The organism is Glutamicibacter sp. NPDC127525 (genome assembly GCF_042672105.1).
Lineage (GTDB): Bacteria > Actinomycetota > Actinomycetes > Actinomycetales > Micrococcaceae > Glutamicibacter.
This window is the reverse complement of record NZ_JBHXVN010000002.1, coordinates 287,240-307,397: the sequence shown is the minus strand read 5'-3', so window position 1 is coordinate 307,397 and position 20,158 is coordinate 287,240. Positions and strand designations below refer to the sequence as shown.

23 protein-coding genes are annotated in these 20,158 nt (G+C 61.8%); 18 read left to right on the top strand and 5 right to left on the bottom strand.

Annotation, left to right across the window (positions count from 1 at the left end; genetic code table 11):
• Positions 1-73: 73 nt before the first annotated feature.
• The 3 genes from ACFVHU_RS07170 to ACFVHU_RS07160 all read left to right on the top strand — a co-directional run bounded on the left by ACFVHU_RS07170 (position 74) and on the right by ACFVHU_RS07160 (position 2,786).
• Positions 74-733 (top strand): GntR family transcriptional regulator, encoded by a 660-nt coding sequence (locus tag ACFVHU_RS07170; RefSeq protein WP_388023484.1) that lies wholly within the window; start codon positions 74-76, stop codon positions 731-733.
• Positions 730-1,842: a 3-isopropylmalate dehydrogenase gene (locus tag ACFVHU_RS07165; RefSeq protein WP_388023481.1), complete on the top strand. Its 1,113-nt coding sequence runs from the start codon at positions 730-732 to the stop codon at positions 1,840-1,842. Before ACFVHU_RS07170 ends, ACFVHU_RS07165 begins: the two co-directional genes overlap by 4 nt.
• A gap of 104 nt (positions 1,843-1,946) precedes the next feature.
• Positions 1,947-2,786: an SGNH/GDSL hydrolase family protein gene (locus tag ACFVHU_RS07160; RefSeq protein ID WP_388023479.1), complete on the top strand. Its 840-nt coding sequence runs from the start codon at positions 1,947-1,949 to the stop codon at positions 2,784-2,786.
• Between the two features lie 4 nt (positions 2,787-2,790).
• On the opposite strand, the gene ACFVHU_RS07155 is transcribed toward ACFVHU_RS07160, so the two are convergent.
• Together ACFVHU_RS07155 and ACFVHU_RS07150 are read right to left on the bottom strand one after the other, a co-directional pair.
• On the bottom strand, positions 2,791-3,213 hold the full coding sequence (locus ACFVHU_RS07155) for a VOC family protein (RefSeq protein WP_388023477.1): 423 nt from the start codon (positions 3,211-3,213) through the stop codon (positions 2,791-2,793).
• A 198-nt stretch (positions 3,214-3,411) separates the two neighbouring features.
• On the bottom strand, positions 3,412-3,834 hold the full coding sequence (locus ACFVHU_RS07150) for an acyl-CoA thioesterase (protein WP_105656140.1): 423 nt from the start codon (positions 3,832-3,834) through the stop codon (positions 3,412-3,414).
• 243 nt (positions 3,835-4,077) lie between these two features.
• Between ACFVHU_RS07150 and glsA the strand changes: the two genes are divergently transcribed.
• The 7 genes from glsA (at position 4,078) to ACFVHU_RS07115 (ending at position 9,553) form a co-directional block, all read left to right on the top strand.
• A complete protein-coding gene (gene glsA, locus ACFVHU_RS07145; protein WP_105656141.1) occupies positions 4,078-5,106 on the top strand; it encodes a glutaminase A in 1,029 nt (342 codons plus the stop codon).
• Between the two features lie 338 nt (positions 5,107-5,444).
• Positions 5,445-5,999 (top strand): alternate-type signal peptide domain-containing protein, encoded by a 555-nt coding sequence (locus tag ACFVHU_RS07140; protein WP_332489206.1) that lies wholly within the window; start codon positions 5,445-5,447, stop codon positions 5,997-5,999.
• A gap of 25 nt (positions 6,000-6,024) precedes the next feature.
• Positions 6,025-6,600, top strand: coding sequence for a hypothetical protein (locus tag ACFVHU_RS07135; protein WP_332489205.1), 576 nt, complete (start codon positions 6,025-6,027; stop codon positions 6,598-6,600).
• Positions 6,597-7,166 carry a signal peptidase I gene (locus ACFVHU_RS07130; RefSeq protein WP_388023471.1) on the top strand — a complete coding sequence of 190 codons (570 nt, stop codon included), beginning with the start codon at positions 6,597-6,599 and terminating at the stop codon, positions 7,164-7,166. Before ACFVHU_RS07135 ends, ACFVHU_RS07130 begins: the two co-directional genes overlap by 4 nt.
• Entirely contained in the window at positions 7,163-7,849 is a 687-nt protein-coding gene (locus tag ACFVHU_RS07125; RefSeq protein ID WP_388023468.1) for a hypothetical protein, read from the top strand. The genes ACFVHU_RS07130 and ACFVHU_RS07125 overlap by 4 nt, the downstream gene beginning before the upstream one ends.
• Positions 7,846-8,421 carry a hypothetical protein gene (locus tag ACFVHU_RS07120; RefSeq protein WP_388023466.1) on the top strand — a complete coding sequence of 192 codons (576 nt, stop codon included), beginning with the start codon at positions 7,846-7,848 and terminating at the stop codon, positions 8,419-8,421. The genes ACFVHU_RS07125 and ACFVHU_RS07120 overlap by 4 nt, the downstream gene beginning before the upstream one ends.
• Position 8,422: 1 nt before the next feature.
• Positions 8,423-9,553, top strand: coding sequence for a signal peptidase I (locus ACFVHU_RS07115; protein ID WP_388023463.1), 1,131 nt, complete (start codon positions 8,423-8,425; stop codon positions 9,551-9,553).
• On the opposite strand, the gene ACFVHU_RS07110 is transcribed toward ACFVHU_RS07115, so the two are convergent.
• Positions 9,550-10,155: a TetR/AcrR family transcriptional regulator gene (locus ACFVHU_RS07110; RefSeq protein ID WP_388023461.1), complete on the bottom strand. Its 606-nt coding sequence runs from the start codon at positions 10,153-10,155 to the stop codon at positions 9,550-9,552. The genes ACFVHU_RS07115 and ACFVHU_RS07110 overlap by 4 nt on opposite strands.
• A gap of 140 nt (positions 10,156-10,295) precedes the next feature.
• Between ACFVHU_RS07110 and ACFVHU_RS07105 the strand changes: the two genes are divergently transcribed.
• Positions 10,296-11,273, top strand: a complete 978-nt coding sequence (locus tag ACFVHU_RS07105; protein WP_388023458.1) for a nitrilase-related carbon-nitrogen hydrolase — start codon at positions 10,296-10,298, stop codon at positions 11,271-11,273.
• On the top strand, positions 11,266-12,297 hold the full coding sequence (locus ACFVHU_RS07100; RefSeq protein ID WP_388023456.1) for an agmatine/peptidylarginine deiminase: 1,032 nt from the start codon (positions 11,266-11,268) through the stop codon (positions 12,295-12,297). Before ACFVHU_RS07105 ends, ACFVHU_RS07100 begins: the two co-directional genes overlap by 8 nt.
• Positions 12,298-12,301: 4 nt before the next feature.
• Here the strand turns inward: ACFVHU_RS07100 and ACFVHU_RS07095 are convergent, their stop codons facing one another.
• Positions 12,302-13,477, bottom strand: a complete 1,176-nt coding sequence (locus tag ACFVHU_RS07095) for an FAD-dependent oxidoreductase (protein WP_388023454.1) — start codon at positions 13,475-13,477, stop codon at positions 12,302-12,304.
• Positions 13,478-13,578: 101 nt separating this feature from the next.
• Between ACFVHU_RS07095 and ACFVHU_RS07090 the strand changes: the two genes are divergently transcribed.
• The 3 genes from ACFVHU_RS07090 (at position 13,579) to ACFVHU_RS07080 (ending at position 16,302) form a co-directional block, all read left to right on the top strand.
• Positions 13,579-14,328 (top strand): sulfite exporter TauE/SafE family protein, encoded by a 750-nt coding sequence (locus ACFVHU_RS07090; RefSeq protein WP_388023452.1) that lies wholly within the window; start codon positions 13,579-13,581, stop codon positions 14,326-14,328.
• 78 nt (positions 14,329-14,406) lie between these two features.
• Complete coding sequence (locus ACFVHU_RS07085) at positions 14,407-15,579, top strand: hypothetical protein (protein WP_388023449.1); 1,173 nt, start codon at positions 14,407-14,409, stop codon at positions 15,577-15,579.
• Positions 15,580-15,639: 60 nt separating this feature from the next.
• Positions 15,640-16,302, top strand: a complete 663-nt coding sequence (locus tag ACFVHU_RS07080; RefSeq protein ID WP_359185219.1) for a GPP34 family phosphoprotein — start codon at positions 15,640-15,642, stop codon at positions 16,300-16,302.
• A 39-nt stretch (positions 16,303-16,341) separates the two neighbouring features.
• Here the strand turns inward: ACFVHU_RS07080 and ACFVHU_RS07075 are convergent, their stop codons facing one another.
• Entirely contained in the window at positions 16,342-17,007 is a 666-nt protein-coding gene (locus ACFVHU_RS07075) for a GntR family transcriptional regulator (RefSeq protein WP_332499259.1), read from the bottom strand.
• A gap of 167 nt (positions 17,008-17,174) precedes the next feature.
• Between ACFVHU_RS07075 and ACFVHU_RS07070 the strand changes: the two genes are divergently transcribed.
• The 3 genes from ACFVHU_RS07070 to ACFVHU_RS07060 are packed head-to-tail and all read left to right on the top strand — an operon-like array spanning position 17,175 to position 20,135.
• Complete coding sequence (locus ACFVHU_RS07070; RefSeq protein WP_388023445.1) at positions 17,175-18,296, top strand: type III polyketide synthase; 1,122 nt, start codon at positions 17,175-17,177, stop codon at positions 18,294-18,296.
• Complete coding sequence (locus tag ACFVHU_RS07065; protein WP_359185225.1) at positions 18,296-19,009, top strand: methyltransferase domain-containing protein; 714 nt, start codon at positions 18,296-18,298, stop codon at positions 19,007-19,009. The genes ACFVHU_RS07070 and ACFVHU_RS07065 overlap by 1 nt, the downstream gene beginning before the upstream one ends.
• A complete protein-coding gene (locus ACFVHU_RS07060; protein ID WP_388023441.1) occupies positions 19,002-20,135 on the top strand; it encodes an FAD-dependent oxidoreductase in 1,134 nt (377 codons plus the stop codon). The genes ACFVHU_RS07065 and ACFVHU_RS07060 overlap by 8 nt, the downstream gene beginning before the upstream one ends.
• The last annotated feature ends 23 nt before the right edge of the window (positions 20,136-20,158 follow it).

The following is a 20,158-nucleotide window of genomic DNA, read 5'->3' as shown; positions in this document are numbered from 1 at the left end:
TCATTGACATTAAGCGAAACTCCGGGAACAGTAATGCTCACAATTCCACTTCGGGATACCGAGAAATTCGGATGTGCGAGTACAGGCGGTGGCGGTGGCTTTTGACTGGAGGAGCAACGTTTCGCTGGCTCGGGAAACTGCTGGCGTCATCAGTGAGCGAGTCTTCTTGGGACGGTATGCGCCAGGACAAGTCTTGGCGCAGCAGCGGCTCTCCGAAGAGCTTGGCGTCAGTCGGACACCCTTGCGTGAAGCCTTTGCCTTGCTAGAGCATGAAGGCGTGGTTCAGCTCGATTCCTACGGGCGAGCCACGGTTACGAAGATGGACATAACGAATCTGCGTGAAGCACTGAAATTCCGCGAACTATTGGAATCGGCAGCCTGCGGCATGGCAGTCGATAAGATATCGAGGCCCTTGCTCGCCGACCTGCTTCAAGCGTTGCGCAACTCGGGAACCGCCACGCCACATAATGCTTCCAAGGTGCACCTATTGCTGTTGGGATCATCGGGCAATCGCTATCTTCAAGGATTCTCGACCCTTGTGCGGATAACCGAGGAAGTGCATTTGCCAGCTACCGCGTGGTTCCCGACGAATACCGGAAAACTGCGGAACCTCCAGGTAGGCATCCTGGAGTGTTTAGCCGAATCAGACGGTAAGGCTGCACAACGCCGAGTACGCGAATACTTCAACGAACTTCAAAACCACCTAGCCCCTAGTGAAAGGCCTATCCAATGAAAACCTACAGCGTTGCCGTCATCCCCGGAGACGGGATCGGCCCGGAAGTCATGGGGGGAACACTTGACGTTTTGGCTGCAGCTGAGAAGAAATTCGGCTTCGCGCTGGATCTGACTACTTATGACGCAGGTGCTAAGCATTATCTGCAGACCGGCGAGCTATGGAACCCGCAGTTGACTCGAAAGCTGCGGGGCCATGATGCCATACTCTTCGGCGCGATGGGGGATCCAGCAGTGCAGCCAGGCATACTTGAGCGCGGATTTATCCTAGCGATGCGCCAGGAATTCGAGCAGGCGGTGAACCTGCGCCCGGTCAAGCTCTACCCGGGCGTCGCCACCCCCATTGCCGGGCTGACACCTGAACGTTGCGATCTGGTGATCGTCCGTGAGAATACCGAAGGTGCCTACATTGGCCAAGGTTCGACAGTCCACGCAAATACACCTCACACTGTGGCGCTCCAAGAATCGGTCAACACCCGGCAGGGGATCTCGCGAGTAGTGGAGTATTCCTTCAAGCTGGCTATGAGCCGGCGTAAGAAACTTACCTTGTGCCATAAGAAGAACATACTTATCGAAGCTGGGAAGCTTTGGCAGGAAGTCGTGGACCACGTTTCTGGGCGCTATCCCGAAGTTGAAGTCGACTACGTTCATGTCGATGCCATGTGTTTCCATCTCCCTGTTGCCCCGGAAAGATTCGATGTAGTAGTTACCGACAATCTCTTCGGAGACATCATCACGGACCTTGGAGCCGTCGTCCAGGGTGGCCTGGGCGTTGCAGCAAGCGCGAATCTCAATCTGGATGGAAACTCACCTAGCATGTTCGAAGCCATCCACGGCTCGGCTCCCGACATTGCCGGAAAGGGCTGGGCCAATCCTGTCGGTGCGATCCTGTCTGGTGCGATGATGCTCGCGCATCTAGGAGAAGAGCGGGCCGCAATGGCCATTGAATCTGCTGCCGTCAGCGTGGTGCGCGAGCTTCCCGAACTAGCCGGACCGAACATGGGGAAGGACACCTCTGGCATTGCAGACGATATTGCTCGGCTTGTATCCGAGGATTTCGTTATGGTTCCGGGTTTATCGGTGATGAAGAGCTTGTCTGCGGCACGATGAGCTTATGCCAATAGACCGACTGCACGCCATTGTCATCTAAAAGAGTGGTGGAGTTCGTTTTCCCGTCATTGCTTAGTCAACTGTTCCTTGTAGATTAGCCAATCATGGGACGGCTGTTTATGGCGATCGGGGATTCCTTTACCGAAGGCGTGGGGGACTGGGAACCGAGGCTGCCCAACGGGGTACGCGGATGGGCCGATCGCGTGGCCAAGCAGCTATCCAAAGCGGATCCCGAGTGGCAGTACGTGAACCTGGGAATCCGCAGCCGACGGCTCCAGCCGATTATCGACGAGCAGATCCCCATAGCCCTGGAACTCAGGCCGGAGGTGATCACCTTTTACGCCGGCGGCAACGACATCCTGGAATTCCGCAAGGACATGAAGGAATTCCTTGCCCGATACTCGCAAGCTGTCGAAGCCCTGGTTTCCACGGGTGCCAAGGTCCTGCTGTTCACCGGGTTCGATATCCCCGTGCACCCGGTGCTCGCCCCGTTCAAGCGGCGCAACTGGCGCTTCAATGACCACGTGCGCCGGCTCGCTGAACGCTATCCGGACTCAGTAGTGCTCGTTGACTACTGGAATTGGGAGGCGTACCGGGATAAGCGCATGTGGGATATCGACAAGCTGCACATGAATCGTGCCGGCCATCGCTACATGGCCATCAGGATCCTGGAGATCCTCGGGTATCCACACCAGCTGGTTTTCGATCCCTTTGGCGCCGCGGACCGGGTCGGATTCTGGCAGGCCACGCAGCGCGACGTGGAGTGGCTGAGGCAGTGGGTGCTGCCGATGTTCGGGCGGCGCATGCGCGGCATTACCCTGGGGGACCAGCTGCGTCCCCGCTGGCCGGAGCCGATGCATCCGGCCAAGGGGATGAAGAAGCAGTTCCGCAAGCGCCGCAAAGCAGAAGAGCTGCGGCACCTGCGGAATTCCGAGGTCGGCTAGCTGCCTAGCTGCCTGGGTTTTCAATTGCTTCTGGACTCATCCACGCGATTTCCCAGACGTGGCCATCCGGGTCCTGGACGGCTGCCTGGTACATGCCCGGGAATGGCTCATCTGCCGGGCGGTAGATGCTGCCGCCACCGGCCTCGGCCCGTGCGACGAAGTCGTCGACGCCTTCGCGGGTTTCTGCCGACAGGGCATTGAGGGTTTCGCGCAGGCCGCTTCCGAGCGCCGGCTTATCGCCGTTGACCAGGAAGCTTGCGAAGAACTCCTGGCGCAGCACCATCACGAGAATATTCTCGGCGATGATCCATGAGGTGGCATTTTCATCGGAGAACGTCGTGTTCTTGGTGAAGCCCATGGCCTCGTAGAACTTGTCGGCTCTGGCTAGATCGGCGGTCGGTAGGTTGACGAAAATCATCTGGCCCATGGGTTTCTCGCTTCTGCGTCGGGGGAATTCCTCAGTGCAAAAACAACTTTGCTGGACGCATGAACCGAGCGCAAGAGCTATGCGGGATTAACTTTGAAATGAAACAAGGCCCCGCTAGAGCACGCAGTTAAGCGCGGCCGAGCGGAGCCTTGAACCAAACCCTTGAATTCTTGAGGGCTTCGGGCATTCAAGCGGGGACTAGATCAGTGCCTTGGTGATTTCCAGCGGGATGCGATCGCGGGTGTAGGTGATGTGGTCGTAGCCGTGCGGTGCCGGCTTGCCGTCTTCGCCGATGTTCACGAAGACGATCTTCTCGATGGTCAGGATCGATTCCTGGGTGAAGATGTTGCGCACCTCTGCGCGCAGGGTGACCGAAGTCCGGCCGAAGTCGATAGCGGTCAGGCCCATCTCGATCAGGTCGCCTTCCTTTGCGGAGGCGATGAAGTTGATCTCGGACATGAACTTGGTGACAACGTGCTTGTTGCCCAGCTGGATGATCGAGTAGATCGCAGCTTCTTCGTCGATCCAGCGCAGCAGGCTGCCGCCGAACAGCGTGCCGTTTGCGTTCAAGTCTTCTGGGCGAACCCACTTGCGCGTATGAAAAGTAATACCCTTAGCCATACACAAAATGCTAAGTCAGATCGGGTGCATTGCGCTGTAAGGTGCTCCACAATGTAGGGGAAAACACATGCGATTCATGCATTGAATACCAAGTGGACGCGTGATTGGGGCGGGTGCCGGGAGAATTGGCCCAATGCTTCCTGTCTGCTCACGGCTGTTCCAAGGTGCTAAGCGGCAATGCTGTTGATAAGGTCAAATCAAGCAGCATGAATCAACGGACCGAGGACTAAAAGGCAGGTGAAGATGACCTATCCTTCGGAAGGGAATAACGAAACTATTCCCACCGATTTCGACGACGTCGTTCAGCAAGTTTCTACCGGTGAGCTGGAACATGATCGCATCGATTCCCTGCTCAAGGAAGCCCATGAGCGATACGCGGATGCAGACGACGGGCTCCTTGCCCACTACATACCGATCCTGGGCCAAGCGGACCCCAATCTCTTTGGCATCGCCATGTCCCACGTCGGCGGCTCTGTCCACATGGTTGGCGATTGCGATCACCTGTTCTCGATCCAGTCGATCTCCAAGATGTTCGTCTACGCGCTAGTGGTGCAGGAGCACGGGCGCGAGGTCGTTCGCGAACGCATCGGCGTGAACAATACGGGCATGTCCTTCAACTCTGTGATGGCCGTGGAATTGAACAACGGCTTGCCGATGAACCCCATGGTCAATGCCGGCGCCATCGCCACGACAGCAATGATGCCCGGCAAGACCGCTGCCAAGAAGTGGGAGAACGTCCGGGAAGGGCTCTCCGCCTTTGCTGGCCGGGCGCTGAGCCTGGATGACGAGGTCTACCACTCCGAATCGCTGGCCAACGAGCGCAACAAGGCCCTGGGTCATTTGCTCAAGAGCTACGGGCGGCTGGAGAACGAACCTGCGGATGCCGTTGATGTGTACACCAAGCAGTGCTCGCTGAATATCAGCGCGCATGATCTTGCCGTCATGGGCGCGACGCTGGCCGATGGCGGAGTGAACCCGGTGACCGGAAAGCGCGTCGTCGATGCAGACGTTTGCCGCGATACCCTGGCGACCGTGGCCTCCAACGGCTTGTACGAGCGTTCTGGCGAGTGGCTATTCGAGATCGGGATCCCGGCGAAGTCCGGGGTTTCTGGCGGTATTGTCGCGGTAGCTCCGGGCAAGGGTGCCATTGGCGCGTTCTCGCCGCCCTTGGATATGGCCGGGAACTCGGTGCGCGCGCAGCTGGCCATCGGGCAGCTTTCGCGTGCCATGGGCCTGAATCTGTTTGCGTCGGCGCCAGATCGGGAAAGCTGATCCCGGGCGTTTCGCGCATTATCCAAAAGGCGGATTGATTCGCTAACTAGCTAGACTTTTATGGACAGGTGGATGGCCTTTGCCGTCCATCTTTCGCCATTCGGTGCCGGATCGTTTCGAGAGTGGAAATCCTCGCGCAAAGGAACTGGTCAGCTGCTGGTTAGCAAGAATTTTCGATGCCATGAGAATACGTTTTCACGGCGGTTGTCTTGTTTCCTTTAGCGGTGCAGGCCGGCGGCAGCGACATGTGACGTCCGGGGGTTGTAAAACCTACTAAACAAGCTTTACTTAAAGTGTGTGTCACTGGGGGCACCTGAAACTTTGAGGATGCGTAATTCATGAAGAAAGTAACCAAGGCAACCATTGCTGCTGTTGCAGCCGGAGCGCTGTTGCTCGGCGGCGCTGGAACGATCGCGCGCTGGCAGGCGCAGCAGACTATTGACGCGGGCACCGTGGAAACCGGCCACCTGAACTTGACGACCAACGGGGAGGGCAGCTGGCAGGACATCAGCAATCCGGAAGCGCCCGAGCCGTTCGACCCGGCAACCCAGCAGCTCGTTCCCGGGGACGTCGTTGCGTTCAGCCAGACCGCCACCATCGATGCCGAAGGCAAGAACATTGCTGGATCCCTGAGCGTCGACCAGGCGGCTACGGCGCTGGGAGCGTTGGAAGGATACGTGACCGTCGCTCTGCAGGTCGACGCATCGGCGCCGGGGATTACGGAGGAAGCTGACGGCACACTGAGCTTTGCCGATCCGGGCACCTATTCAGTTCCATTCCTGATCACCGTCACCTTTGCCGAAGGAGCGGTAGGGGACACCCCGCCGTCGACCTACGACCAGCCGCTGGATCTTGAAGCGCTGACGCTGACCTTGGACCAAGTCCGCGCTTAGTCATGGAACGTGGATTGGCTGGTGCATGCCCAAACCCTTGAAGTTCGCCATAGTCGCGGTTGTGCTCTTGCTGCTGGGTATCAGCGCGCAAGGCACGGCCGCAACTTGGCGCGCCGAAAGCACGGTGGATCCGCCAGCCTTGAAAACCGGTTCGCTGGCATTGCTGGCCGGTGGCGAAACCGAGCACCAGTTCGCGAAGCTGTCCGGCAGTGAGCTGATCCCCGGGGCGTTTACGCAAGCATCACTGGTGATCAGCAATGCTGGCACTGTGGACTTGACCTATCAGCTGGATGGGGCGGTCAATGCGACCGCTTCGCCGACTGCCGCTGATCGTGCCCTGTCCAGCGCTTTGCAACTGAGCATCTATTCCGGCATGGACCAAGCGGCCTGCGAAGCCGACCAGCCGTTGGCCGGGGAACGGCTGTATGCCGGGCCGTTGGGATCCACCGCCTCCTTCGCAGCTGCCAGGGTGCTGCGCGCAGCGCCGGCGATGGCGAACGAGGCCTTGTGCATTCGTGTTTCGGTTCCCTCTGGAGCACCTCAAACGGCTTCCGGCGGGAAAGTAGCGCTCAAGCTGGGGTTCGCGGGGCAGCAACGATGACAATTGGGAATCGCGTCCGGCGCAGGGAACAGCAGGAAAGCACAGGGATCCGGTGGTGGTGCGGTCAGGTGCTTTCCTGGCTCGTGCTGTTCATCGTCCTTGCCCTGATTGCCGTCATGATCGTGGTTCCGAAATTGGGCGGGGCGACGGCGTATACCGTGCTCACCGGATCCATGCGGCCGCATTTGCCGCCCGGTACTTTGGTGGTGGTGAAGCCGATTGACCCGCAGTACCTTCGCATTGGCGAGGTTGCCACCTACCAGCTGGAATCAGGTGAGCCTGAAGTCGTTACGCACCGTGTTTCCGCTATCGGCGCGAGCCTGGGCGGGGAAGAACAATTCATTTTCCGCGGGGATGCAAACAATACCGATGACGAGCCGGTGCAACCCGAACAGATCCGGGGCGAGCTCTGGTATTCCGTCCCGCTCCTGGGATACGTGAACAGCGCTCTGTCACTCCAGCAGAGAACGTGGCTGACCTGGATCGCAGCGAGCGGATTGATCGTGTATTCGCTGGTGATGTTCGGCGGGGCATGGCGTGAACGGCAGGGGAAAGGGCAGCGATGAAGCTCCGTTTTCTTGCAACCAGCGCGGCCATGACGGCCGTGATTCCCTGCGCGGCACTCGGTCTAGCACTGCCCGCATCAGCCGCGGAAACTGACCAGGGCCTAAGCTACAGCTTGGACGGCCGGGTCTATTCCGATGCCCCACCGCAGGTATTTGGAGGAGGTCCGGTCTTGGCGCCTGGCGTTGAATCCACAGGATCCTTGTGGATTCGCAATGACCGGGAGTCGGATATCGAAGTCCGCATCCGGACGATCGAGCCCGCTGCGTCAACCCGGATCTATTTCGAAACAGCCGGAGCCTCGGTAGTCCGGTTGGAACCTGACAAAGCCGCGGAATTCGGACTGAGGGTCGGACTGCCCTGGTCGGCGAAAAATGAGTCGGAGAACCAGCAGGTGCCTTCGTTGCAGGTGCGCATCGACGCCGTCGAATTAGCAGGCGGAGATGGGCAAGCTCCGGATTCTTCGCGGCCGCCTGACGAAGGGGATTCGCCCGACAGTGATGCGCCGAGGGAAGAGCTGCCCCAATCGGATCCTCCCGAGCGGCATGATGGGCTCGGAGATACCGGGTTCCGCGGTGCGGCGCTGCTTGCGGCGGCAGGCATCGCGGGTATCGGGGGATTATCGTTGCTTGCTGCGCAACGCAGGAAACAAAAGGAACTTGAAACGGACGGAGTGGAAGAATGAGCGACCGTTCAATGCGCATCAAGGCAATTCTGTCCTTGGGCATCCTCGTAGGATTCGGCACCGTCTCGACGCTGGCCTCATGGACCGGACAAGCGACAGCTACCTCGAACGTCAGCACGGCCACCGTTGCCCTGGGAGTTGGAGCTACTGCGACCAGCGCAACCTCGGCCAGCTACCAGATGCCCATCAGCGGCAATAACCTGTTTCCGGGCTCGACATCGGCATCCGTCGTGACAGTGAAGAACACCGGTTCCATCTCGGCGACCTATGTTTTCGGCGGAAGAATCACCGAATCGGGCAACGCTGCGCTGGGGGCGGCACTCAATATCGTTGTAAAAACAGGCGCCACGGTCAGCGGCACCGGCTCCAGCGTTACTTGCTCGGGCGGAACCACGCTGCTGTCGAAGAACGCTGGATCCCAGTTCGGCAGTGCCTCGGCCGCCAGGCCCTTGGCCGCCGGCAGCAGCGAAACCCTGTGCGTGCAGTACTCGCTGCCAGTAACCGCGGCCAATACCCTGCAGGGCGCCACGACGGCAATCACCCTGGACTTCACCTCGACGGTGGGTTCATGAGATGAAGTTGAATCGAACTGGACCCCGCACAGGATCTTCGCTGACGCTGTTCCAGCGCCTCGTGCTGAACGCCTGCGCCGCGGCCGGGACCCTGTGTCTGGTCATGGCGGTGCTGGCGTTGGCTTTCGGGATCAAGCCCCTGGTTTTCGCCTCGGGATCAATGGGACCGGGCATCCCCACCGGTTCCCTGGGGCTGGCTGTTCCGACCACGGTAGAGGACGTCGCCGTGGGCGACGTGGTTTCGGTGGTGATCAGTGACGAAGTGCGGGTGACGCACCGGGTTGTCGAAAAGACGGACGCGGGGCTGGTCCTCAAGGGTGATGCCAATCCCGTCGCGGACCTGCAACCGTATGCGGTGGACAGCGTCGACAAACTGCTGGCCAGTGTACCGGTCCTGGGCTACGTCGTATCGTGGCTGTCCCAGCCATGGGCCTATTTTCTCGGCGGACTGCTGTGCGCCTACCTGCTCTATGTCGCGTTCATCAAGAGGGATGGTGGAAGCGGCCGACTTTCATCCGGGCAGGGCATGAATGAGGCCGAAATGGACCCAGGCCCTTTTGCTGGTCGCGAGCATCAAGCCACTGAATTTCGGGTATCCGGAGCTAGTCGGGAATCCATGTCGCAACGATCTCGGCGACGGACCCTGATTCAGATGACTGGCATGTTTTCAATGCTCACGTTGTGCCTTTTGCCGATTCAAATCGAACAAACCCAGGCAGCTTTCTCCAGCCAAGCGGCGGCTTCCGCCACGGCTACTGCGCTCACGGCTCTGCCCCCAGCCAACGCTAAATGCACAGGCAATGTCGGGGACCAGCAAACCATCCGATTCGATTGGTCAGTTTCCGGACCAGAACCAACGTCCTATACCATCACCGGACAACTCAATGGCAGCTCGACGGTAAAGACAGAGTCGCTTGCTGGCAACACGCGAAGCTACACGACATCCCTGTCTTCGAGCCAGGGTCTACTGGGTGCCCTGCTGGATTTGCTCGTAGGCTTCGACAGAAAATTCACGGTGGCGATCAGGGCGAATTACGGATCATGGAGTTCAGCCCCGGTGAGCTTTACTCAAATTCATGGCAGCGCTGGACTTCTGGGCAGCAACAAGCGTTTAACCTGCCAACCGCACTAGTCTGGCAGCGAATATAGACCATTGATAATCAGATCAAGGCCCACCGCAAAGGTATTTGACGCCCGGTCCTCGTCGCCCAGGGCAGTGGCCAGTGACTCGCTGAAAGCGCGTGTCGACTCTTCGTCGATTTCCCATACATTCTCAGGTGCCGCCGCATCCAAGGCGGATCCGAGCACAAAGGAGTCGACGATCGTGATGGCCTGCAGCCGCCGCTTCGGTTCGAACCCGGCCATAGCGAAGGCCTCGGCCAGTGCATCGTAGACGCGCAGCGTGGTGCTGTCGCGGACTGTGTGGCTGGTGAGCAGCGGGATCAGCCGTGGGTGCCTTGAATACGACTCCCAGTAGGACGTGGCAATTTGCCGTACGATCTCCTGCCAGTCGCTGGAAGCGTTATCTGGCAGGCTGATCGCCGACATGGCCCGGCCTCTCATCAGCTCGATGATCTCATCCTTGCCGGACACGTGGTTGTACAGGGACGAAGCGGAGACCGAGAGGGCCTTGGCCAATTGCGGAAGCGTGAACTCGCCATGGGCGTCGACGAGCTTGAGTGCGGCATCGGCGATTGCGGCGGTGCTGAGCTTCGGCTTGGAAGGCCTGGCCATGAATTCTCCCGTTGTTGAAGGTTCTGGGTAGAGCTTACACAAATAAACGAAAGTCATTCGTTAAATCTCTTGCGCCGAGGCCGTCGCTGGACCTAATCTGTAAACGAATACCATTCGTTTAATATCCGAAGGGGAGCCCAATGCAAGAGATCCTGGCCCTTGAACCACCCGTTTCCCCAGCGCGTGCCGAAGCCAAGTCGCGCGGCGAGATCACCATTGCGCTGGTGCAGCACCGCTGGCGCGAAGACCCGCGGGAACTGCGCGGGGAACTGGAAGACGGCATTGCCCGCGCGGCCAAGCATGGCGCGCGCATGGTCTTCCTCCCGGAACTGACCCTGGGCAAATATCCGGCCTTCGAGATCCCGGACGCCGACGCCGCGGACGAGACCGCCGAGGATCTGGAGAACGGGCCGACCGTGGCCTTCGCCCGCGAGATGGCCGCGAAGTACAACCTGCACGTGCACATCTCGCTGTTCCGCAAGGCTCCGGCCGCCGACGGGTTGGGACTGAACACCGCAGTGGTTCTTTCCCCGCAGGGCCGGATCGTCGCGCTGACCAACAAGCTGCATATTCCGCGGACCGCAGGCTACTACGAGGACAAGTACTTCCGCGAAGGGCCCAATGACGAGCCCTATCCGGTGCACCGCATCGCGGCGCTCGGGGACCTGGCCATGGGCCTGCCCACTTGCTGGGATGAATGGTTCAGCGAGCCGCCACGCATCTATTCGCTGGCCGGAGCGGACCTGCTGGCCTATCCCACCGCAATCGGTTCCGAGCCGGACCACCCGGACTTCGACACCGAGCCGCTGTGGCGCCAGACCATCATCGGCAACGGCATTGCCAACGGGCTGTTCATGGTTGTCCCCAACCGGTGGGGCGACGAGGGAGCACTGGACTTCTACGGTTCGTCATTCATCTCGGACCCCTACGGCCGCATCCTGGCCCGCGCCCCGCGCGATGCCTCAGCGGTGCTCGTGGCCACCTTGGACCTGGACGCCCGGCGCGACTGGCTGGCGCTCTTCCCATTCCTGCGCACCCGCCGTCCCGATACCTACGCGGCGCTGGCGGCGCCGCGCGAAAACGCCCAGCTGGGAGAACGGACGCAGACCCATGCCTGAGTTGCGCATGCCGGCAGAAACCGAAGCCCATGAGCGCATCTTCATGGCATTTCCCTCCGGCGGCTACACGCTGGGAGAAACCGAAGCGCAGGCCGAAGCGGCCCGCGCCGCCTGGAGCGCCGTGGCCCGGGCGGTCAGCGCTTTCACCCCGGTCACGATGGTGGTGGACCCGGCCAGCGAAGCCGCAGCCCGGCGCCATCTGGGCGATGCGGTCGCCTACTGCCTGCAGCCGCTGGACGATGCCTGGATGCGCGATTCCGGCCCGAGCTTCGTGCGCACCGCACAGGGCCAGCTCAAGGCGGTGAACTGGAACTTCAACGGCTGGGGTGCGCAGAGCTGGGCATCCTGGGACAAGGACCGACTGGTGGCGGGCCATGTCGCGCGCCTTGCCGGGGCAGAGGAGATCCGGGCGTCGATCACCAACGAGGGCGGCGGGATCCACGTGGACGGCGAGGGAACGGTACTGGCCACGCGCAGCGTCCAGCTGGATCCGGGGCGCAACCCGGGCCAGACCGAGAAGGACATCGAGGACGAGTTCGCCCGGCTGCTCGGAACCCGGAAGACCATTTGGCTCGATCGCGGGCTGAGCCGCGACAACGAGGAATTCGGCACGCGCGGCCACGTGGACATCGTCGCCTGCTTCGCCCGGCCCGGCGTGGTGCTCTACCACGACCAGCAGGATCCGCGGCACCCGGACTACGCAATTTCGCAGGCGGTGCGCGAACGGCTTGAGCAATCAACCGACGCGCAGGGACGGGCGCTGGAGCTCATTGCCGTTCCGGCGCCGACGGTGCTGCGCGATGCCGAGGACTGGGTGGACTATTCCTATATCAACCACCTGGTGACCAACGGCGGGGTCATCGCCTGCAGCTTCGATGATCCCAACGACCACCAGGCCGCGAGCATCCTGGAGGCGGCCTATCCCGGACGGGAAGTGGCCAGCGTGGATGCGCGCGAGCTGTTCGCCCGCGGCGGCGGCATCCACTGCATCACCCAGCAGCTGCCCGCCACCGAACGGGAATAGGCCCCTAGCCCAGGCCGACCGCGCGGCGGCGTTCCAGGAAGACCGGTTTCGCCGCCGTGCGAGTCGCGGAAAACAGGGGGTCGGCCGCACGCCGGCCCAGGGCCAGGTCGGCCAGGTATTCGCCGATGGCGGGCACGAATTTGAAGCCGTGGCCGCTGAATCCCGCGCCGACGGTGACCGGCCCCAGCGAATCGAGGATGAAGTGCTCGTCTGCGGTGTTGGCGTAGGTGCAGGACACCGTTTCGTAGCGCGATGGATCCGCTCCCGGAAGCCAGCGTGCCGCGTAGTCCTGCAGCCCGCGCAGCTGCTCGTCGCTGGCCTGGTGCGGCCGGCGCTCCGGATCGATGATCCGTCCGGAACCATGCCAGCCCACCTTGATGCCTTCCCCCGGGGTGCGCATGCCGTAGATGGGCCCGAAGACGCGTGATCCGATATCCCGTGCCGGATCCAGGGTGTGGTTGAACCCCGGCCAGTGCGCCGGCAGGTCCTTCTGCGCGAAATGCACCGGGTGCTCTTCGGTGACGTGGATGGCAGGAAGCTTGAGCGCATCGCCCAGCAGCTGCGCGGTCCAAGCCCCCGCGGTGACGATGGCATGGCGGGCCCGGATAGCCGACATGGTGCCCTGGTGCTGGACTTGCACCTCGACACGGTCATCGGCAAGCACCTGCAGGCCGGTCACCCGGTGCCCGTATTCCACGGCAGCTCCGTGCGCTACGGCAAGTTTCTGCAGCGAAGCCACCGCAAGATCGGCATTGATCTGGCCGCCGGCGGGGATATGCAGGACTTCGGTCTCGAACTTCATTCCCGCGAAACGCTCTTCTGCCGCAGCGATGCTCAGCAGCTCGCTGCCGAATCCTGCGTGGGCGAGGACCTGGTGCATTGCCCGTTGTTCGGCAACGATTCCGTGATTGACCAATCCGGTGCGCTCCAGCAGCCGGGTGCCGGCTTGCTCGGAAAGCGAATCCCACAAAGCGTCGGAACGCTGCAGCAGGCGAAGATACTCCGGTTCGGTGTAGGCAGGATTGAAGTTGCGGGTTGCTCCGTGCGAGGCGCCCTCCAAATGGCCCGGGGCAAAGCGTTCCAGCATGAGGACCTCGTGCCCCGCAGAGGCCAGGGACCACGCAGCCGCCGAGCCCATCGCGCCGCCGCCGATAATCAGGAAATCTACGTTATTGCTCACCTCTACAGCGTAAAACTCCAACTGAAGCGGGCTCCATTCAATTGACTCATTGGCCGTGGACTAACGTAATAGAGGATGGGAATCGGGAAAGCGGAGGCAGCGTGGAGCAAAGCGTGCAACTAGCGGCGGTAATCGGCTTGGCAGCCGCGGTATTCGTGGGCGCCTCCACGCAACGAATCTCCGGAATGGGGTTCGCGCTGGTCTCCTCGCCCTTCCTGGTCATGGTCTTGGGACCCCATGATGGAGTCATGCTGGTCAACCTGCTCGGCGCCTGCAGCAGTTTGCTGATCTTTGCGCAGGTCTTCCGTCAGGTCGAGTACCGGAAGGTCGCCTTCATGCTCATACCGGCCATGCTCATGACCGTTCCCGGAGCTTGGCTGGCGAACTCGCTGGAGGGTCCATGGCTTTCCATCGGCATATCGTTCATGGTGATCCTGGCACTGGTTTCGAGTTTCATGATTCGAAATCTCGCGATGGCCCAAAGCAAGGGATTGGCCATCGGCGCCGGGGCAGTTTCCGGATTCATGTCGGTGACCGCCGGTGTCTCCGGCCCGGCCATCGCGGGATACGCCGTGGCCAGCCGCTGGCCGCAGGCGCAGTTCGCCATCTCCGTGCAGCTCTACTTCCTGGTGCTGTCGCTGACGTCCCTGGCCGCCAAGGGCGGCATGCCTCAACTGGATTGGCAGCAGTGGGGTGCCTGCCTTGGCGCGATGGTGCTGGGCATCTTGCTGGGCAATTACCTGGCTCCGAGGATCCCGCAAAAGTTCAGTCGCGCATTCGTGATACTGATTGCCTTCGGCGGTGCCGTGAGCCTGATGGCCAGCGGCTTGGTCGACTTGGCCTCCCACTAGCGCAGTGCGCTGCTGCGCGGTGTGCGGCGGCGCCGCGGGCGGTACACGTTCTTCAATGAAAATGAGAGAATGTACTCCGTGCATTCCCAATATCCCGATGTAACTCTCAGCAAACGAGTCAGCGAGCTAGACATTGAGCGCCGTGCCCTGTGGGCCGGCCTGTTCTGTTCCCTATTCGGGTTGGTTGTGGGGCTCATTATCTTCGCCGGCGAACGTCCGCCGCTCTTTGGCGATCTGTCCGTGGGCGTTGTCTCCGCCGTTTGCGGTGCTGTCTCGGCCGGAACCAGCAGCGCCTATGCTTTCCGTTCGATGCTGAGGGCACGGGAACCGTGGTTGAAGAAGATTCCCAAATGGCGCCAAATCGTCACGGCCCTGGGTCTCGTATTGGTGCACGTAGCCAGTTCTGTCATGATCCTGCTGGTGGTCTTCCATTTGTTCCAGCAGGCCTTCTACGGGCTGCATCTGGATGTGCTTGCAGGCGCGCTGGCAGTCAGCGTCGCCACGGGCATCTCCGCCTACCTGTCCTTGGAAGCAACCGCGCGCATCAACGCGGAATCACTTTCCGTGGTGCTGGGCATCTTCATGAGCGCCGGGGTGCTGATCAGCATGCTGCTGGCCGAAGACCAGGGCTGGTGGCAGAGCATGTTCTCTTCGCTGGGAACCACGCAGGCCGGCATGGGCTCGTTCTGGACCTTCAACCTCACGCTGGTGATTTCCGGCTTGGTGCTGGCGGCCTTCACCGAGTTCCTGACCCGCGACCTGGTCCGTCTGGCCCAGTCCTACCGTTGCCGCCCGGCGCTGGAAAGGTACAGGATTGCACGAATGGTGCGTCCCCGGCCGCGGCTCGTGCGCTGGTGCCTGCTGATTGTCTCGGTCGGCATTATCGGCATTGGCCTGGTCCCCTTCGATCTGTCGATGGAAGTGCATTCGGCCTTCGTGCAACTGGTCTCGGCGGCCATGATCTTCTTGCTGCTGGGCACCATCGTGCTGCTGCCTGGCTACCCTGCGGTATTCCATATGCTCTCCTACGCAGCCATTGGCGCGATCTGGGCGGCCTTCCAGCTGTGGACCGAATGGTCGTACTACAACCTGACCGGTTTCGAGCTTTCGGTCGTGGCCATCATGTTCAGCTGGATCTCGGTATTCATCCGCACGACGTCGGCGATGACCCAGGACCGTTCCGAACCTCGCACCACCCATTCGCCTTCCGAAGTAGCCAAGGCGAAGAAGTCCGCGGCCAAGGGCGGCTGAACTTGAATATCCGTCGGAAGGCTGAAGCATTTCGCCACTGCAGGCCGGTAGCCTGAAAATATGTTGATTGCGGAAAAGCTCTACTTGCTAATGGCCGATGACTCCGAAAAGCCGGAGACAGTTGTATCAGCTACGGGATACGGCATGAATGCTGCCATCATCACCGACTTGATGATCGCTGGGCGTGTGGCGTTGAGCGAGGATCAGCATCGGCAGATCCACCTCATCGGTGCCGGCCCCTGCCCGGATCCAGTTCTCGCCGCGCCTTTGGAAAAGCTGGAAAAGAGAGGCAATCTGAGCCTCGACGAAGCGGTGAAGATCAATTCCTTGTGCGATGCCCGCTCGCTGACCGATTCCTTGGCCAAGGCCGGGATTATCGAATACGGCGAACGCACACTGCTGGGCTTGGGCAAGCAACGGGTCCGCATCATCAACCAGCAGATCCAGCGCCAGATCCGGACCGATTTACAAGGCGCCCTGCACGGACAGAAGATCCCGGGAACCAGCGATACCACCGTGCTCGCGATCTTGCAGGCGATAGGCCTGGTGAACCATGTGCTGGAAGACGAGCTGGCACCCATGTCGGGAAGCCAAGCGCAGTCCCGGATTGCGGAACTCGCGCAGGATTCACCGGCAGCCGATTCAGCGCAACGGGCAGTGGCAGCGATGAACGCCGCCATCGTTACCCAGCGCGTCATTCCGCCCGCGCCCGGAAAGAAATAGCTGGACGGCGCTCGCAAGGAAAGACTACTGCGCGATGATTCAGCGCAGGGTGCTCAATCCCGCATCCATGACCACCTGGATAGTGGAGCGGTAATGGCTATTGAGCAGCTCGCCGAGGAGGGCTGCATCGCGATCCAAGGCGGCATCCAGGATTTCCTGGTGCTCCTTTTCAACGTTGCGCTTGCCTGCGGCCTTCGACGGGGCAGCCCAGCGGCGGTACAGCTCGGTGAAGTTCGAAAGGTCGGCAGAGAGCTTGAGCATCGGCTGGCAATCGCACGGTACCAGCAGTGCATGGTGGAATTCGCGGTGCGCCTCGGACCATGCGGGGTTGACGGTGCCGGGTTCCTCCGGCAAACGCCGCGGGGTGCGCGAAAGCTTGTGGTGGGCTGCGATCAAGTTCGATTCCCACGCGACATCTCCGCGCTCCACCGCCAAGCGGGCGGCCAGTGCCTCGGTGGAACACCGCAGTTCGGTGATATCCGCCAGTTCGCGCAGGTTCAGATCCGGCACGAAGAAACCGCGGTTTGGGCGGATGACCACCAGGTTTTCCCCCGCTAGCCGGGTCAGCGATTCGCGGATCACGGTGGTGCTGGTCTCGAACTGCTCTGCCAAAGTGGTTGGTTGAAGGCGGTCGCCGGGGGACCAGAAGCCATCAAGGATGGTTCGGCGGATACCCTCCAGGGAATGAACTGATGCCTTTGCCAAGATGACCTCTTCATGCGTGATCGATTAAATCTGATGCTAATAACAATAATCATATTCTTCGCAGGGGATAGATAATCCACGCGCACGGCGGAACAGAATGCTCGGGCTATTGCTGGTAATTCGCCAAAGCTGTTTACCTTCCCCCGCATCGGCCCTAGGCTCGGGTCATGTCAGTGAAGATCCGCACGATCCAAACCGCAGTTCCCGCAACGACCCTGGCCCAGGAAGAGATCCGCGATGTCTTCGCCAGCCAGCCGAACCTGAGCCGGCTTGGTGAACGGCTCATCGCCACCTCGTTCAACTCCGCCGCGATCAGCACCAGGTACAGCTGCGTCGACGAATTCGACCTCTCTCTGCCCGAACCCGAAACTCCGCTGTTCTACGACCGGGTTGAAGGCCGGCTGCTCTCCCCGAGCACCGCCGAACGCAACGGCATCTATGCGAAGCAGGCCAGCGCGCTGTTCACGAACGCCGCGAAAAAGGCCCTCGACGCCTGCCCGGACCTTGCCCCGGAAGATATCACCCACGTCATTACCGTCTCCTGCACCGGGTTCTACAACCCGGGCCCGGACTACCAGATCGTGCGGGCGCTGGGGCTGGCACCGAGCACGGTGCGCCACCACCTTGGTTTCATGGGATGCTACGCGGCGTTCCCCGCCCTGCGCGCGGCCCGCGACTTCTGCCTGGCCGATCCGCAAGCCACCGTGCTGGTGGTCTGCGCCGAGCTGTGCACGTTGCATGTGCACAGCTCCAATGACCCGGACACCATCATGGGTTCGGCCATCTTCGCCGACGGGGCCGCGGCGGTGATCGTCTCGGCGCAGGGCAGCGGGCTGCTGGAAATGGACGGCTTCGAAACCGTGCTCACCCCGGTGGGCGAGGAGGCCATGGCCTGGAATATCGGCGACCACGGATTCGAGATGGTGCTGGGCACCTACGTTCCGCACATCATCGACGAGCACATCACCGGGGCGCTGCAGCCGCTCTTGGCCAAGGACGCCGACCCGGAACTCTCCGTGGACCGGATTAGGCACTGGGGTCTGCATCCCGGGGGCCGGGCCATCCTGGACCGGGTGCAAAACCGGCTGGGCCTGGATGACCAGCAGCTGGTGCCAGCCCGCGCGATCCTGGATCGCTACGGGAACATGTCCAGCGCCACGGTGCTATTCGTGCTCAAGGAAATCCTGGAAGCGGCCGCTGCGGACGAGGGCGAAAGGGTCTGCTCCATGGCATTCGGTCCGGGGCTGACCGTGGAATCCGGGCTGTTCACCATATGCCGGCAGGGATAATGCTCCGGCTGGCGCGGGCAGCGGAAGCCATCGAGGAAATGGATCGCCCGGATTGCGACCCGGTGCTGCTGCGCCGCACCTACGCGCAGTTCCCTCTGGTGAACCGGGTAGTAGCCGGCTGGCGGGGCAATTACGTGCAGTACATCCGCCCGTTGCTGGCGCGCCGGGTCCGGGCCAGGATACTGGACGTGGGCTGCGGGGGAGGAGATATTGCGGCGAATCTGGCGCGCTGGGCGTTCGCCGACGGGTTCGAGGCAGCAGTGTGCGGCATCGACCCGGATCCCCGGGCCATCTCCTACGCCAGGCAGGGGCTGCAACGCCGCAAGCTGCCGCGCGGGGTGCTGGAATTCCGGGAAACGACCAGCACCCGGCTAGCGGCCGACGGCGAGCAGTTCGATCTGGTGCTCTCCAACCACCTGCTGCACCACCTGGGCACGGACCAGCTGCGCCAGCTGCAGGACGAGACCGAGCAATTGTGCACCGGGATCGGAATGCACAGCGATATCCGGCGCTCCCCGGTGGCGCTGGGGCTGTTCGGGCTGGCGACCTTGCCGTTGGCAGGCAGCTCGCTGATCCGGCGCGATGGCCTGACCTCCATTCGGCGCAGCTTCGTGCCGGGAGAACTGGAGCATCTGATTCGCCCTGGTTGGGAAGTGCGCACGCAGCGGCCCTACCGCAACCTGCTGTTCTGGGAAGCTGGCGGCCGTGGATGACGCCGCGATCATCGGGGCCGGACCGGTAGGACTGGCCCTGGCCATAGAGCTCGCCCAAAGCGGGCGTACCGTTCGGGTCTTCGAGCAGCGCAGCGCACCGGTAGCCCACTCGCGCGCGATCGGCCTGCACCCTCCAGCGCAAGAAGTCCTGGCGCGACTCGGCGTGGGACCGGCGGCGCAGCGCGGCGGGGTGCGGATCCGCGGCGGACTGGGAATCTCGCGCGGGCGGAGCATCGCTTCGATGGATTTCTCCACTATTGGCGGCCAATACCCGTATGTGCTGTCCTTGCCGCAGCAGGACACCGAGCAATTGCTGCGCGAGCGCTTGGAACAGCTGGCACCGGGGACATTGATGATGGACTGCGCTTTCGAGCAGGTTCTCAAGCAGTCAGAGCAGGCGGTGGAATTTGCCGCTGGCGGCGTGGTTCACCGGGCCCTGTGGCTGGCCGGAGCCGACGGGGTCCGTTCCGCGGTCCGCAGGGATCTCGGCGTGGGCTTTGCCGGAAGGGACCATCGGGACCGCTACCTGATGGGGGACTTCCCGGAGACCACTGGACTGGCGCACACTGCCGCGCTTTTCCTGCATCAGCAGGGGATTGTCGAATCCTTCCCGCTGCCCGCTGCGCGGCGGCGCTGGGTGGTGCGCATCGAGCAAACGCAGGTCGATGATTCGCCGGGCATGCTGGCCGAGACCATCTTGGACCGCACCGGATACCTTCTTGACGCCGAGGCCTGCACGATGACCAGCAATTTCGGCACTGCCACCCGGATGGTGCCCTCGATGGTCCATGGGCGCGTGGTGCTGCTGGGCGATGCTGCCCACCAGATCAGCCCGATCGGCGGGCAGGGGCTGAGCTTGGGGCTGGCTGATGCGCAGGCGGTGGTGCAGCTCATTGCCGCCAGGGCACCCCTTGAAGCCTTGGACGACCTGCGGCTCGGGGCCGCCCGCAGTGCGGCTCGGCGTGCGCAGGCGAACATGCTGCTGGGCCGTGCACTGCCGCGCTGGGCCGTCCCTTTGCGGGATTCGGCGTTTTCCCGGCTGGCCTCCAGTGCCTGGCTGCATGAGAAGGTGGCGCGCGACTTCACGATGACCGGTCCCGGACAGCGTTCGGTTCCCGTCGCATGACGAAATGGCAACGTTTCAAAGAC

What these genes read in the sequence shown, in the direction of transcription:
- ACFVHU_RS07115 (WP_388023463.1), top strand. Translation starts at nt 8,423, where the DNA reads ATGAAGTTGAATCGAACTGGACCCCGCACAGGATCTTCGCTGACGCTG.
- ACFVHU_RS07125 (WP_388023468.1), top strand. Translation starts at nt 7,163, where the DNA reads ATGAAGCTCCGTTTTCTTGCAACCAGCGCGGCCATGACGGCCGTGATT.
- glsA (WP_105656141.1), top strand. Translation starts at nt 4,078, where the DNA reads ATGACCTATCCTTCGGAAGGGAATAACGAAACTATTCCCACCGATTTC.
- ACFVHU_RS07065 (WP_359185225.1), top strand. Translation starts at nt 18,296, where the DNA reads ATGCTCCGGCTGGCGCGGGCAGCGGAAGCCATCGAGGAAATGGATCGC.
- ACFVHU_RS07135 (WP_332489205.1), top strand. Translation starts at nt 6,025, where the DNA reads ATGCCCAAACCCTTGAAGTTCGCCATAGTCGCGGTTGTGCTCTTGCTG.
- ACFVHU_RS07100 (WP_388023456.1), top strand. Translation starts at nt 11,266, where the DNA reads ATGCCTGAGTTGCGCATGCCGGCAGAAACCGAAGCCCATGAGCGCATC.
- ACFVHU_RS07150 (WP_105656140.1), bottom strand. Translation starts at nt 3,834, where the DNA reads ATGGCTAAGGGTATTACTTTTCATACGCGCAAGTGGGTTCGCCCAGAA.
- ACFVHU_RS07105 (WP_388023458.1), top strand. Translation starts at nt 10,296, where the DNA reads ATGCAAGAGATCCTGGCCCTTGAACCACCCGTTTCCCCAGCGCGTGCC.
- ACFVHU_RS07120 (WP_388023466.1), top strand. Translation starts at nt 7,846, where the DNA reads ATGAGCGACCGTTCAATGCGCATCAAGGCAATTCTGTCCTTGGGCATC.
- ACFVHU_RS07070 (WP_388023445.1), top strand. Translation starts at nt 17,175, where the DNA reads ATGTCAGTGAAGATCCGCACGATCCAAACCGCAGTTCCCGCAACGACC.
- ACFVHU_RS07130 (WP_388023471.1), top strand. Translation starts at nt 6,597, where the DNA reads ATGACAATTGGGAATCGCGTCCGGCGCAGGGAACAGCAGGAAAGCACA.
- ACFVHU_RS07165 (WP_388023481.1), top strand. Translation starts at nt 730, where the DNA reads ATGAAAACCTACAGCGTTGCCGTCATCCCCGGAGACGGGATCGGCCCG.
- ACFVHU_RS07155 (WP_388023477.1), bottom strand. Translation starts at nt 3,213, where the DNA reads ATGGGCCAGATGATTTTCGTCAACCTACCGACCGCCGATCTAGCCAGA.
- ACFVHU_RS07110 (WP_388023461.1), bottom strand. Translation starts at nt 10,155, where the DNA reads ATGGCCAGGCCTTCCAAGCCGAAGCTCAGCACCGCCGCAATCGCCGAT.
- ACFVHU_RS07160 (WP_388023479.1), top strand. Translation starts at nt 1,947, where the DNA reads ATGGGACGGCTGTTTATGGCGATCGGGGATTCCTTTACCGAAGGCGTG.
- ACFVHU_RS07080 (WP_359185219.1), top strand. Translation starts at nt 15,640, where the DNA reads ATGTTGATTGCGGAAAAGCTCTACTTGCTAATGGCCGATGACTCCGAA.
- ACFVHU_RS07140 (WP_332489206.1), top strand. Translation starts at nt 5,445, where the DNA reads ATGAAGAAAGTAACCAAGGCAACCATTGCTGCTGTTGCAGCCGGAGCG.